General features: G+C 49.2%; 10 protein-coding genes. 5 read left to right on the top strand and 5 right to left on the bottom strand.

What is annotated here, in order from left to right; all coding sequences use genetic code 11:
- Window positions 1–2: 2 nt before the first annotated feature.
- Window positions 3–1,514, bottom strand: coding sequence for a GH3 auxin-responsive promoter family protein (locus tag P2H89_RS00605; protein ID WP_275824524.1), 1,512 nt, complete (start codon window positions 1,512–1,514; stop codon window positions 3–5).
- 87 nt (window positions 1,515–1,601) lie between these two features.
- Window positions 1,602–2,408, bottom strand: coding sequence for an LPS export ABC transporter ATP-binding protein (gene lptB / locus P2H89_RS00600; RefSeq protein ID WP_275824523.1), 807 nt, complete (start codon window positions 2,406–2,408; stop codon window positions 1,602–1,604).
- 268 nt (window positions 2,409–2,676) lie between these two features.
- Between lptB and P2H89_RS00595 the strand changes: the two genes are divergently transcribed.
- Entirely contained in the window at window positions 2,677–3,630 is a 954-nt protein-coding gene (locus P2H89_RS00595; RefSeq protein WP_275824522.1) for a methylenetetrahydrofolate reductase, read from the top strand.
- Between the two features lie 51 nt (window positions 3,631–3,681).
- Here the strand turns inward: P2H89_RS00595 and P2H89_RS00590 are convergent, their stop codons facing one another.
- The 3 genes from P2H89_RS00590 to P2H89_RS00580 form a co-directional block, all read right to left on the bottom strand.
- The gene (locus P2H89_RS00590) at window positions 3,682–5,631 is read right to left on the bottom strand and encodes a peptidylprolyl isomerase (protein WP_275824521.1); all 1,950 of its coding nucleotides are present in this window, start codon (window positions 5,629–5,631) and stop codon (window positions 3,682–3,684) included.
- A 4-nt stretch (window positions 5,632–5,635) separates the two neighbouring features.
- The gene (locus P2H89_RS00585; RefSeq protein WP_275824520.1) at window positions 5,636–7,075 is read right to left on the bottom strand and encodes a thioredoxin-like domain-containing protein; all 1,440 of its coding nucleotides are present in this window, start codon (window positions 7,073–7,075) and stop codon (window positions 5,636–5,638) included.
- Window positions 7,076–7,338: 263 nt separating this feature from the next.
- Complete coding sequence (locus P2H89_RS00580) at window positions 7,339–7,980, bottom strand: YceI family protein (protein WP_275824519.1); 642 nt, start codon at window positions 7,978–7,980, stop codon at window positions 7,339–7,341.
- Window positions 7,981–8,367: 387 nt separating this feature from the next.
- Here P2H89_RS00580 and P2H89_RS00575 point away from each other — a divergent pair, with 387 nt between their 5' ends.
- From P2H89_RS00575 to P2H89_RS00560, 4 genes are all read left to right on the top strand, one after another.
- The gene (locus tag P2H89_RS00575; RefSeq protein ID WP_275824518.1) at window positions 8,368–9,111 is read left to right on the top strand and encodes a glycosyltransferase family 2 protein; all 744 of its coding nucleotides are present in this window, start codon (window positions 8,368–8,370) and stop codon (window positions 9,109–9,111) included.
- Window positions 9,108–9,851 carry a class I SAM-dependent methyltransferase gene (locus tag P2H89_RS00570; RefSeq protein WP_275824517.1) on the top strand — a complete coding sequence of 248 codons (744 nt, stop codon included), beginning with the start codon at window positions 9,108–9,110 and terminating at the stop codon, window positions 9,849–9,851. The genes P2H89_RS00575 and P2H89_RS00570 overlap by 4 nt, the downstream gene beginning before the upstream one ends.
- Window positions 9,852–9,863: 12 nt before the next feature.
- The gene (locus P2H89_RS00565; protein ID WP_275824516.1) at window positions 9,864–11,150 is read left to right on the top strand and encodes a hypothetical protein; all 1,287 of its coding nucleotides are present in this window, start codon (window positions 9,864–9,866) and stop codon (window positions 11,148–11,150) included.
- Between the two features lie 192 nt (window positions 11,151–11,342).
- Entirely contained in the window at window positions 11,343–12,599 is a 1,257-nt protein-coding gene (locus P2H89_RS00560; RefSeq protein WP_275824515.1) for a pyridoxal phosphate-dependent aminotransferase, read from the top strand.
- Window positions 12,600–12,678 lie beyond the last annotated feature (79 nt).

The raw sequence follows: 12,678 nt of genomic DNA, 5'->3' as shown, positions 1-12,678 counted from the left end.
TTTTATTGATTGGCGATGGCAATTATTTCTTCCAGGTGCTTCCGGTCATTACTGAGGCGGGGCACTTTGTGTTGGCCGCCGAGTTTGCCTTTACTCTTCAACCAGGTGTTGAAGATGCCTTTGGGCAGGGCGCGTAGCATAGGCATTCGCAGGGCTATATCTTTATGACGTTTCGCTTCGTAATCGCTGTTAATGCTTTTGAGGGCGGCATCGAGGGTGGCGGTGAAGGCTTCTAAATTCTCAGGTTCCTTTTCAAACTCTACCAGCCATTCATGGGCGCCGTTTCCATTGTCGCTGAAATAAACGGGAGCGGCAGTATAATCGTTAACGATGGCGCCTGTTTTTCCGCAGGCAATAGCCACCGCTTTATCGGTATTGTCAACGATCACTTCTTCACCAAAGGCATTGATATAATGCTTGAGGCGTCCGCTCACTTTGATCCTGAACGGAGCTAAGGAGGTAAACTGAACAGTATCTCCCACGAGGTAACGCCATAAACCGCCGTTGGTGCTGATGACCAGCGCATAATTCTTCCCCAGCTCCACTTCGGGCAGGCCAATGGTTTGCGGACATGGCTTGCCGTATTCTTCAAGCGGCATAAACTCCATGAATATGCCATGGTCTACAAATAGCAGCATTCCTTCTTCGCCCGGAATATCCTGCGCAGCAAAAAAGCCTTCACTGGCATTGTACATTTCGAGGTAATGAATGGGCTTGCCGATGAGCTTTTGGAATTGCTCTTTATAGGGAGTGAATGACACGCCACCGTGCATATACAATTCGAGATGAGGCCACACTTCGGCCATCGTCTTCTTGCCGGTGATCTCGAGGATTCGGCGGAAGAGGACGAGGGTCCAGGTAGGTACACCCGATATAGAGGTAACGTTCTCTTTGATGGTGTTTTGCGCCAGCAACTCGATCTTGCTTTCCCACTCGTCCATCAGGGCAATGCTGAGATCGGGCGTGCGCAACCAATGCCCCCAGAAAGGAGAGTTTTGCAGCAGTACGGCACTGAGGTCGCCGTATTGTGCTTCCTGGTTGAGGGGATTGATGGTGTGGCTGCCGCCGAGTACCAGGCCTTTGCCGGTCAGCAGGTCCGACTCGGGATTGAACTGATAGTAGAAAGTAAGCACGTCCTTGGCTGCCTTGTAGTGACAATCTTCGAGGCTTTCGTCGCTGACAGGTATGAACTTGCTTTTATCGCTGGTAGTACCGCTGCTTTTGGCAAACCAATATATAGGGGTATTCCAGAGCAGGTTTTGTTCCCCTTCCATGTTTCGCTGGATATAAGGCTTCATATCCTCATATTCATGGATGGGTACGGTTTGCTTGAATGCCTTGATATTAAACAGCTCCGAAAAGTTGTATTTACGTCCGAATTCGGTGTTTTGAGCAGAGGTGACCAGGTCCTGCAATACCTCACGTTGGGCATCGACAGGATTGTTCTTCCACCCTTCGATGCGCCAAAGCCGCATACGGGCCAATGATGATATGGCAGGCGATAATAGTTTCACCGTTGGCAAAATAAAGAAATAACCTGAGAGTAAGTGGCGCAGCCGGTTGTGCGCCCTTATTTATCACTGTTTTTTAATACGAGAGGATCAGTCGAGGTTTTCCCGTTCACTGAGGGCCGATAGGTTGATCTCACCTTTCATAGCCTCTTCGTGCAGGTAATCTTTTCGTTTCAGCTCGAAGTTGCGGCCGAGATAGAGACGGCGTACCTGTTCATCTTCCGCCAGTTCTTCGGCTGTGCCATGCTTAAAGATCTTTCCATCGATCAGCAGGTAGGCACGGTCGCAGATGGAGAGGGTTTCATTTACGTTGTGGTCGGTGATGAGTATCCCGATATTACGGTATTTGAGCCGCGCCACCACGGTTTGAATATCTTCTACCGCGATGGGGTCAACGCCGGCAAAGGGTTCATCGAGGAGGATGAATTTGGGGTCTACGGCGAGTGCACGGGCGATCTCCGTACGGCGGCGTTCACCGCCACTAAGGCTGTCGCCATTGTTCTTGCGCACGTGGTGCAGGCGGAACTCATCGAGCAGGGCTTCCAGCTTTTCTTTTTGCTCGGCCTTCCTCAATTTGGTCATTTCGAGCACCGCCATGATATTTTCCTCTACCGTGAGTTTCCGGAAAACAGAAGCCTCCTGGGGCAGGTAGCCGATGCCCAATTGTGCCCTTTTGTACATAGGCAGGCGGGTGATCTCGATATCATCGAGGAATACCTGTCCTTCGTCGGGCTTGATGAGCCCTACCACCTGGTAAAAGGTAGTTGTTTTACCGGCTCCATTGGGCCCCAGCAATCCAACGATCTCTCCCTGTTTTACGCTGACGGAAACATGGTTTACAACAGTACGGTTGCGGTATATCTTGACGAGGTCGCGGGTATGAATTTCACTGCTCACGTGCTAATACGTTTGGGAACAAAAATACCGGAACTAATCCATTTAGGGCTTCCGGATGGGACGATTCGTGACAAAATAATGTTAAACAGTCTGTATAGCAAGTATTTGCCATCCGGGATTCCTTCTTTATGTTTGCACGCTGTTTGGGAGCCCTGCGTGGTCCATCAACGATCCTGCACTTGTTGGGTGGCCCGGAATAAGCGCCGGTCCAATAAAAAGCCATATTGAGCGGGAGTTATTGAATTTTACGCTGTTATAACAATTACACATGAAAGTCATCGACCATATACGGCAGGCCAGCAAGCCGCTGATCTCCTTTGAAATCTTACCACCGCTGAAAGGCAAAACGATCAATTCCATTTTCGATCACCTCGATCCGCTGATGGAGTTCAAGCCCTCTTTTATCAATGTTACCTATCACCGCAGCGAGCATGTGTTCAAAAAGAAGGCCGACGGCACTTTCGACAAAGTGGAAGTGCGTAAACGTCCGGGTACCGTAGGTATCTGTGCGGCCATCATGAACCATTATAAAGTTGATGCTGTTCCCCACCTCATTTGTGGTGGTTTCAATAAACGGGAAACTGAAGATGCCCTGATCGACCTGAACTTTATCGGGGTTGACAATGTGCTGGTATTAAGAGGCGATGCCGCCAAGAATGAGACCGTGTTTGAACCGGAACCCGGTGGCAACCGCTTTGCACTCGACCTGCTGAAGCAGGTGATGAACCTCAACAACGGTATTTACCTCGAAGAAGATATCCGCGACGGCTTCCGCACCAAGTTCTGTATCGGTGTGGCAGGCTACCCCGAAAAGCACTTCGAAGCGCCCAACCTGCAGAACGACCTTTCATTCCTGAAAGCTAAAGTGGACGCTGGTGCTGAATATGTGGTAACACAAATGTTCTTCGATAACCAGAAGTACTTCGACTTTGTAAAACGCTGCCGCGAGGAAGGTATCGATATCCCCATCATCCCGGGATTGAAGCCGATCACCAACAAAAAGCAATTGAGTGTTATTCCCCGCACGTTCCATGTAGACATCCCCACAGAACTCAGCAATGAGATCATCAAAGCCAAGACGGATGCTGATGTGGAGCAGATAGGTACCGAGTGGTTGCTGATGCAATCAAAAGAACTGCAGGCCGCCAACGTGCCAGTACTTCACTACTACACGCTGGGCAAACCCAAAGTGATCTATAATGCGGTTAAAGAACTGGTATAACTTACCTGATATTAAAAAAGCCCGCGCAGTGGATGCGCGGGCTTTTTTATTTTAATGCGGCAGGCTTTTGACGACTGCCTCATTGACCTTGAGCGGATATTTCTTTTTCAGTTCGGTGATCCATTTTTCTTCCAGGGCGGCCTGGTAGTCGTTGATGACGAAGCCCCTTGCATCGGCAAAATCCCTTGGCTGCCGATCCATGAATAGCTTGATGATGTAAGCAAAGGTGAGGCTGTTATCCGTTTCGTTCTTTACCGGAGCGGTGATAAGTCCGGGCTGCCAATTGGTACGCTCCAGCACGGGGATCTGCCCCAGCTCGAACCTGCCCGAATCGGCCTGTATGGAGCCTTCGCTGCCATCCACCATTTTCTTCCAGCTGCGGTAATCTGCCTCGAGCTTTTTGCGGGCTTCGGTAGCTGAAGCTTCGTTCACAGTGGTGAGGATGATGGCTTCGGCGCTAGCATCCCACCAATAATTGCCCTTGTGTGCGTCGTAATATTTTTTGAGGCCATTGCTATCGGCAGCTGCTTTGTCCCATACGTTCCGCTGCATGATCTCAAACAGCAGGTTGCCTTCTTTAAATTCATTGAGCTGGTAAGCAAAGTCTTTATTATAGGTTTCGAGGTGAGCCCGGTAATAATCGGCGGCGCTGGTTTCGGCAAACTGATCGAGCAGCTGCGCATTGGTTTTCCCGGCGGTGTAAGCTTCTATGCCTCGGATCGTCTCCAGGTATTGCTGCCATTCTTTAACCCGGAAGGTTTTTTTGCCGATCACAAACAGGGGTGTGGTTGGCGTCAATCCTGCAGGTAAAGGTGCTTTCTTTCCGCCCAGGATATTCGTCGTTAACTGCGACAGGCTCTTTTCGTTGAATGGCAGTTTCCGGTAGCCGGTTTGCTGGAGTATCTTTTTGTTCAACACTTTTCTGGCTACTTCCATCCGGTCGCTCTGCAATACCTGTTGTTTCACGTCATCGAGGTATTGCTTCTCGGCCTTGTCGGCCGGAATGGGTACTCTTTGCAAGCGCTTGATGATGTGGTAACCATATTCGGTGAGGATAGGCTTAGAGATATCTCCATCTTTTTCGAGTGCGAAAGCAGCCTGTTCGAAGGCCGGTGTATACCTGCCTACCCCAAAGGCCATCATTTCGCCACCGGTTTGGTAGGTGAGGTTGTCGTTGCTGAATGCGGCTGCCAGTTGCTTGAAATCGCCTCCTTTCAGCAGGGCATTGTAGAGGGAGTCGGCTTTGCGGGCCACTTCCTGCTGTTGTGCGTCGGTGGCTTCGGGTACAAAAGAAAGCAGTATCTGCGCCGCTTTCATTCTGCCGAGGGCCTTCCGATCATTCAGCACTTTAAACAGGTGATATCCGTTCTTACTGCGGTAAGGAGTTGTAAACTTCCCGGTGGGCGTATTGTACACCAGCGTTTCCATTTCGTAGGGCAATACGAATACGGTGATATATCCCAGATCGCCTTTATTGGTATGTACGGCAGGATCTTCGGAATAGGCCAGGGCTGTTTTGGTAAAATCATCGCCTGCCTGCAGGCGGGCATAAGCAGCCTGTATCTTTTGCTGTGCCTGCTTTGCCTGCTCGGCGGTGGCATTGGCGCCGGCGGCTATAAAGATGTGGGCTACATGAATGTCTTTGCCCGCCCTTTGTATGGCTTCATCCCGAAGGATGTTGACGCTGGCTTCGTCATTCATATAGCTTTCCACCACCTGTCCACGAAATGCAGCCAGTTCATTTTGCTGGGTGGATAAGGTATCGAGGCGTGCGTCGAGCGCTGCCTGTACCTTTATCTTGAACCGGGTATAGAGATCGAGGTAATCGCGGTATGCCTGATCGCTAACCGCGGCTTCCGCATTATTCTTATTGAATGCCTTAAGGAATTCATCTTTCGACACAGACTTGTTTCCATAAGTGAATATCGTTTGAGCCTGTATGGTGCTTAAGCTGGTGACGCATAGCGATGCCGCCACTATAGTACGCAGGAATGACTTCATCTGATCAGTTGGATTTTGTATTTTTTAGTTTAAGGTTTATCACTTCATCCAGTTGCTGGTAGGTAAGTTTTTTGGCTATGATCCGTTTGTCTTTATCCAATAAATAAAGGATCGGGGTTTGGTATACATCGTACAACTGGCGGTAACTGGCTTTACCGGCCGCTGATTCTGCAGCCTGTTGCGATGGAAGCTGGTACACATGCAGCCAGTTCTTAAGCCCTTTTTCCCGGATGAATTGTGTCCAGAGGTCCTTTCCACCATCGACCATTACACCATACACCACCACACCCTGGTTCTTCCACTTGGCATTGTAGATCGAGTCGACCTTGGGCACCACTTCCTTGCAATGGCTGCAGGTGGGGTCCCAGAAGCAGACTACGACCATATCACTTTTTACACTGTACAGCGGCAAAGATTTATCCAATGTATCGACCATTTCCATATTGGCGGCGGGCTGACCTATCAGGTTGGCCATGAGGCTATAGGCTCTTTTGGTCATGTGGTCTTTGTACTGATCGGTAAAGAAGTCGGCCTGTCCGGTGTTGATGTATTTCTCGAACAGGTGAACAAATACGGCATCCTGTCCCATGTATTCGGGGTTGATGTACTTCTGCACGAAATGAACGAGCAGGTATTTGAACATCTCTTTATTGGTACGCGAATAAAGCAGCATATGATCCACTTCCTTCTTGATGGAGTCGGGATTGGGCGAAACGAGGTCTTTGTAATATTTATCGAGTTTAGGCTCAAAGAAGGGGGTCCTGATGAGGCGTTCGTCGGTGAACTCTACGCCATCCCAGTAATGCGCTTTGTAATAGAAAAAGGCAAAGGTGGAGTCGTATTTCCCCTTGGGATGCTGGCTGGCGGGTGGTACCACCGGCTCGCGCATGGCCTGCAGTAAGGCCGTGAGGATTGAATTAGGTTGCTTTTTGATGATGCTGTCGCGGTGTAGCTGCATCTTGTCGGAAAGTCCTTTCACTTTAGCAGCAACGGCGGCAGAATCCTTGCTGCTACGGGCAGGGCCGTATTCGGTGTTTACTTTAGCGATCGATGTGCCGGTAACATTGGCGAAGCGGGTATAGGCCTGGAAGGCTGTATTATCGGGCGACCCGGTAAAGACGACGCTGGCGGGCAGGCCCACGCTATCGGCCTTAATGGTAAACTGCTGCTGCTTATCGACCAGTAATTCGAACAATATCTCTTTGCGGGGCGACACCACGAAATAGATCCCGCCCGGCAGCGGTTGTTTCCCTTTGAAAACACCGGTACTGTTACCATCGAGCAAGGCCGAATCGGCCAGGGCTTTCATTTTGCCATAATGATAGCCGAGGTAGATATAAGTGTTCTTATAGGGCTTGAGGGTGATATTGATATTGTAGCCTGTTTGTGCCTGGGCTAAGAAAGCCAGGAAAAGCAGGCTGGCAATAGAAATGGTTTTCTTCATGGTCTGGAACTCAAAATTTACTCAAAATAAAGGCAAAACTTGTTAATTCAAGGTTATGGCCGAAAGGTATTCCTGTCGGTTAAGGTATTAAAACGAGTATTGACGCGGGATAGTCTGTAGCGGTGGCGCTAATATGAATGCCGGAGGAGGAAGGAAAGGGGTCTGCGGAGGTGCGGGAACAAATAAGGAACAGCGGCAGGCAGCAGACGAGGAATAAAAAACAAAGCGGACCCGCAAGTTGCAGGTCCGCCTGATATCAAAGATTATTTTGCTTCGTTGAGCTCGGCATTGATGGTAACAGTTACCTCTTTGCCTACAACCAGTCCACCGGCTTCTGTAGCGCGGTCCCATTTCAGGTTGTAATCAAAACGGTCAATCACTGTTTTAGCAATAAAACCAGCTTTAGCGCCTCGTTGTGTATTGATAGATCCACCGTAGGTAACGTCGAAACTAACGGCTTTGGTAACATCTTTTACGGTCAAATTGCCTTCGAGCTTGAATTTGTTGCCGCCGAGGGGTTTGAAAGCAGTGCTTTCGAACTTGATCTGCGGGTATTTCTCAGCGTCGAAGAAATCGGCACTTTTCAGGTGCTTATCCCTGTTCTCGTTAGCGGTATTCACCGATCCGGTCTCGATGGTGAAGGTGATCTTGGCATCGGAATAGTCGGGTTTGGTGTGTTCCAGGCTACCGTCGAAGGTGGTGAAACCGCCATCCATCTGAGATACTACATTATGGGTGATGGTGAACCTCACATTCGAGTGAGATTTATCGAGGGTCCATTTTCCGGCCCTTAAAGGCGCGGGGGCTTCGGAGTTTTGGCCAGGCTGCGCGTGCGCAGGGCGATACGATTGCAGGGCGATGGCAGCAGTGGCCACAACGGCTGAGGCTAGGATAAACTTCTTCATGATGGAGGATTGTTTTAATGTTTAAACGCCATTAAAGATAAGTATAATAACAGTTTGATGAAGGATACGGGAAAATTATCCAAAGGTTTGGTGTAAGGAAAGAATTTTACCCAAAATCATTGATTTCCTGCTATATAGAGAATATTTAAAATCGAAGGCTTGCATAAGCGGCGTGTTATTATTAGTTTGCGCCCTAATTCGGATGTAGACGTTCCGAAACCAGTTGATCGAAGGAGTTTTTGCGGCCAACCCGCCTCCTCTCATGTGCTTGACCATCCATTCAATCTGTCTGATATTCCTCCCCCAATGCCCTTGAAATCCCATTTGCCATATTGATTTCATAATCAATTTATTACCGGGCTTATTATATCTGTACAACCAAAAAAAATGAAAGTTTCAACCAACATGCATCCATTCAACAAGCTGTCGATCGTGATCCCCGCTTACAATGAAGGCCCCACTATTCACCTTATCCTCGACCGGATCAAGGCTGTACAGCTGCTCAATAATATTCAGAAAGAGATCATTATTGTCAACGACTTCTCCAAAGACAATACCGAAGAAGCGATCCTGAAGTACAAGGCTGACAATCCTGAGCTTAATATTCAATACTTTAAGCACGAGTTCAACCAAGGTAAGGGAGCAGCTTTGCATACCGGTATCTCTAAAGCTACCGGCGATTACACGGTGATCCAGGATGCTGACCTTGAATACGATCCCGAAGAATTCAACGATTTGATCAAGCCGGTGCTGCGTGGGTTTGCCGATGTGGTATTCGGGTCGAGGTTCCTGGGTGGCAATGCGCACCGTATCCTCTTCTTCTGGCACTCGATCGGTAACAAAATGCTTACCATGGCCTCCAACATGTTCACCAACCTCAACCTGACGGACATGGAGACCTGCTATAAACTGTTCCGCACACCGATCATTCAACAGATCAAGTTGCAGGAAAAGCGCTTTGGTTTTGAGCCCGAGGTTACGGCCAAGATATCCCGCGTAAAGGACATTCGTATTTATGAAGTAGGCATTTCTTATTACGGCCGTACGTATGCCGAGGGTAAAAAGATCAATTGGAAAGATGGTTTCAGGGCTATCTATTGCATCCTGAAATACAATATTTTCAGCCGATGAGTGCGCCTGAGCACTTTCACGAGTCGGACCCTACTGGTTTATTAACGCTGGAACGATTTGCTGCCGCCACCCATTTCAACAAGTGGCTGTTTGATACCATTCGCCCCTATTGCAAGGGCCATGTGCTGGAGGTGGGCAGCGGTATCGGTAATATTTCGAAACTGTTTCTCGGACATCATTTCCAGTTAACAGCCAGCGATCTCCGTGCAGCATATTGTGAGCACCTGGTGAAGCATTTTGGACAGCACAACCGGCTGGAAGGCGTCGTGTCTATCGATCTGGTGGCGCCTGATTTTTCAAATCGGTACAGTGGTTTCCTGCAACAATTCGACACGGTGGTGGCTTCCAATGTAATTGAACATATCAAGCACGATCACCTGGCGGTTTCCAACTGCCTGCAGCTGTTAAGGCCGGGTGGACACCTGGTGATCCTGGTGCCTGCTTACCAGTCGTTATACAATAAGTTTGATGAAGAGCTGGGCCATTACCGGCGCTATACTGCAAGAACGGTTCGACAATTGCTGGAGGGTTCGGGTTTATCCGTTATCCACCAGCAATACTTTAATATCATAGGTATACTGGGCTGGTTCATCGACGGCAGTGTGCTCAAAAAACGATTGATCCCACGCAAACAGTTGATGATCTTCGACAGCCTGATGCCCCTTATCAGGCTAGTGGATACGCTGGCGTTCCGGTCGTTCGGTTTATCGACCATCGCCGTAGGCCGCAAACCCCAATAAACAATCACTATTATGGTTCAACCTGCAAACCTGTCTATTACCACTCCGGTCTCCAAGCTGTTCAGGCTGGCGATGTTCGGCATGGTACTGGTTTACCTCGCGAGCTGTTTTACTCCGCTACACCTTCATTTCGACAGTATCCGGTATTATAACATCAAGGACTGCCTTGAATTTGGTTGCGACCCTAATTCGTTTGCAGCTACCGACTACCTTCCTTTCGGTTATACCGGCCTGCTGATCGTGCTATCCAAGCTGGGTATCCTCAATTCCTTCTCGATCGTTTTTGTAAACTGCCTGTATATTTTTGCTGGTCTTTACCTCGTGTATAAAATATTCGCCGGCCAATTGAATCCTTTCGTCTTTGGCGTGCTGGCGCTGTTCAACTGGACGTTGATCAAATTCGTTGCTCACCCGCTGTCGGAGATGCAGTACATTTTCTTCTCGGCCGTGAGCCTTTATTGCTTTCATCTTTTTACCAAAAAGCGAAACTGGCTTTACCTGGGGCTTGCGTTCGTGTTTGCCATTTTAACGGTATTGACACGGACGGTAGGCGTATCGTTGTTGCCGGCATTGGTGTTGGGGCTTGGCTGGGAATACCGGCAGGAGCTGAAACGCATCGTGCAGAAAAATAAGCTCACCTTGCTGATCGTGGTGGTGGTGGGCATTGCAGGCGTCATTTTTTCGGCCAGCAAACTGAAGATCACGGATTACAGCGGTTTGCTGCAGGAAGCTTTTGCAAAGGGGGCCGGTAATTTCTTTGCTGAGAACCTGAAGAATCACTTTACAGAACTGACCGAAGTGTTTTTCAATATGCCTGCCAGCAAGCTCATGGGAGTTATTCCTGGCGGATTGGGTCCTGTGTTGTTTGTAGTGATTGGCGTGGCTTTGTTTGGCTGGCTCCTGTATACCACTTTTGCCAAAAGAAGCAATGTTCCGGTTTACATCAGGATCTATTTGCTATTCTACGCTGTAATTATCCTCAACTGGCCTTATTACGATCCGCGTTTCTGGGTTCCAGTGCTGCCGTTGATACTGGCAGTGATGTTACAAACGCCTTTCAACAGCAAGCCCTGGCTTAAAGGAGTTAGCCGTATCTATTTGGCTGCTTACCTGGCGCTGGGACTTTTTGCCGCCGCCTATTCATTGTACATCGGGCTGGATAAAAATCGCTTCGCCCAAAAACAGGCCAGCGGTGTTTACCGGAATGAGTATGAGATCAAGTTCTTCGGTAAGCCACAATCTGATACCGCGACACGTGTTGATCCCGAGGTGTTGAACATCCTGAAGAAATACGATTAAGACAATTAATGATAGCTGTCGCCGGTCCGACCTTACAGGTCTGACCGGTTGTGTAGGTATGATCGGGAAAGGCTACCCCTTTCCCGATCTGTCATTTGCAAAACCTGGCGAGCCGGTAGCGGAGATTCACAGATGGTGACCAACAAGGGACGAATGTCTCTCCACTTCGGCACGATTCTGTATTTTTGGAACATGAAACTTAGCCATTTGTCCGAAACGCTCATCGGTTCGGAAATTGTGAAACTCGGCGGAGAGATCCGCGAAAAGATCAGCCAGGGAGAAAAGATTTACAATTTTACAGTAGGGGACTTCGATCCTTCCATTTTCCCCATTCCCCAGGCGCTTGAAGACGAAATTGTAACAGCCTATCGCAAGCATTTTACCAACTACCCTTTGGGTGAAGGCAATACGGACCTTCGGGAAGCGATCGCCGCTTTCCTGAAGCAACGGGAAAACCTTGAGTATTCCATTGCGGAGATCCTGGTAGCATCGGGTGGACGCCCGCTGATCTACTCCCTCTTCCGTGCCATTTGCGATGCGGGCGACAAGGTGATCTATGCCGTTCCTTCCTGGAATAATAATCACTACACGCATTTCGTAGGTGCACAGCACGTAGTGGTGGAAGCGACTGCCGAGAATAATTTCATGCCCACGGTTGAACATATCCGCCCCCATTTAAAGGGGGCCACCCTACTAGCCCTGTGTTCGCCACAAAACCCTACGGGCACCACTTTTACGAAAGAGGACCTGGAAGCGATCTGCGACATGGTGATCGAAGAGAATGCCAGCCGCAGCGAGCAGGAAAAGAAATTGTATGTGATGTACGATCAGATGTACTGGCAGCTGACATTCGGTGAGATCCGTCATTATGATCCGGTAAACCTGCGACCAGCCATGCGTCCTTATACCGTCTACATCGATGCCATCAGTAAGGTCTTTGCCGCTACGGGCGTACGGGTAGGCTGGGCTTTTGGTCCAAAGATCATTATGGATAAAATGAAAGCCATTCTAAGCCATGTAGGAGCCTGGGCACCCATGGCCGAGCAGAAGGCGGTTGCCAAATACCTGTACATGCACGATGATATCGATGCTTACCTGCATCAATTCAAGGGTGCTGTCGAGGCACGTCTGCGCGGCATTTACGATGGTTTGCAGCAATTAAAAAAAGAAGGCTTTTCAGTAGACGCCATTACTCCCCAGGCGGCCATTTACCTCACGATCAAGATCGATCTTGCCGGTAAAAAAACTGAAGCAGGGGCAGTACTGAAAGATCAGGCAGACGTTACTGCTTATTTATTGAATGAAGCCAAACTGGCCATCGTTCCCTTCTATGCTTTCGGGGCCGATCGTAGCTCTCCCTGGTACCGCCTGAGCGTAGGTACCTGCAAGGTGGAGGAGATCCCCGCTATGATTGATCAATTAAGAGTGGCGTTGAAGAAGCTCGTTTAACCAGTGTAAGCGGCTGTCGGTAGATGTTCCCCGGTATCCGGCATTATATAAAGTGAGAGTCAGTTGCCAGACGGCAGGG

Source organism: Paraflavitalea sp. CAU 1676, assembly GCF_029223285.1.
Lineage (GTDB): Bacteria > Bacteroidota > Bacteroidia > Chitinophagales > Chitinophagaceae > Paraflavitalea.
Note: the sequence above shows the minus strand (reverse complement) of the source record. Positions and strands in the feature narration are given on the sequence as shown.

Bases quoted from the DNA above. Each gene is read 5' to 3' on its own strand.
- P2H89_RS00595 (WP_275824522.1), top strand. From the start codon at position 2,677: ATGAAAGTCATCGACCATATACGGCAGGCCAGCAAGCCGCTGATCTCC.
- P2H89_RS00590 (WP_275824521.1), bottom strand. From the start codon at position 5,631: ATGAAGTCATTCCTGCGTACTATAGTGGCGGCATCGCTATGCGTCACC.
- P2H89_RS00585 (WP_275824520.1), bottom strand. From the start codon at position 7,075: ATGAAGAAAACCATTTCTATTGCCAGCCTGCTTTTCCTGGCTTTCTTA.
- P2H89_RS00580 (WP_275824519.1), bottom strand. From the start codon at position 7,980: ATGAAGAAGTTTATCCTAGCCTCAGCCGTTGTGGCCACTGCTGCCATC.
- P2H89_RS00575 (WP_275824518.1), top strand. From the start codon at position 8,368: ATGAAAGTTTCAACCAACATGCATCCATTCAACAAGCTGTCGATCGTG.
- P2H89_RS00570 (WP_275824517.1), top strand. From the start codon at position 9,108: ATGAGTGCGCCTGAGCACTTTCACGAGTCGGACCCTACTGGTTTATTA.
- P2H89_RS00565 (WP_275824516.1), top strand. From the start codon at position 9,864: ATGGTTCAACCTGCAAACCTGTCTATTACCACTCCGGTCTCCAAGCTG.
- P2H89_RS00560 (WP_275824515.1), top strand. From the start codon at position 11,343: ATGAAACTTAGCCATTTGTCCGAAACGCTCATCGGTTCGGAAATTGTG.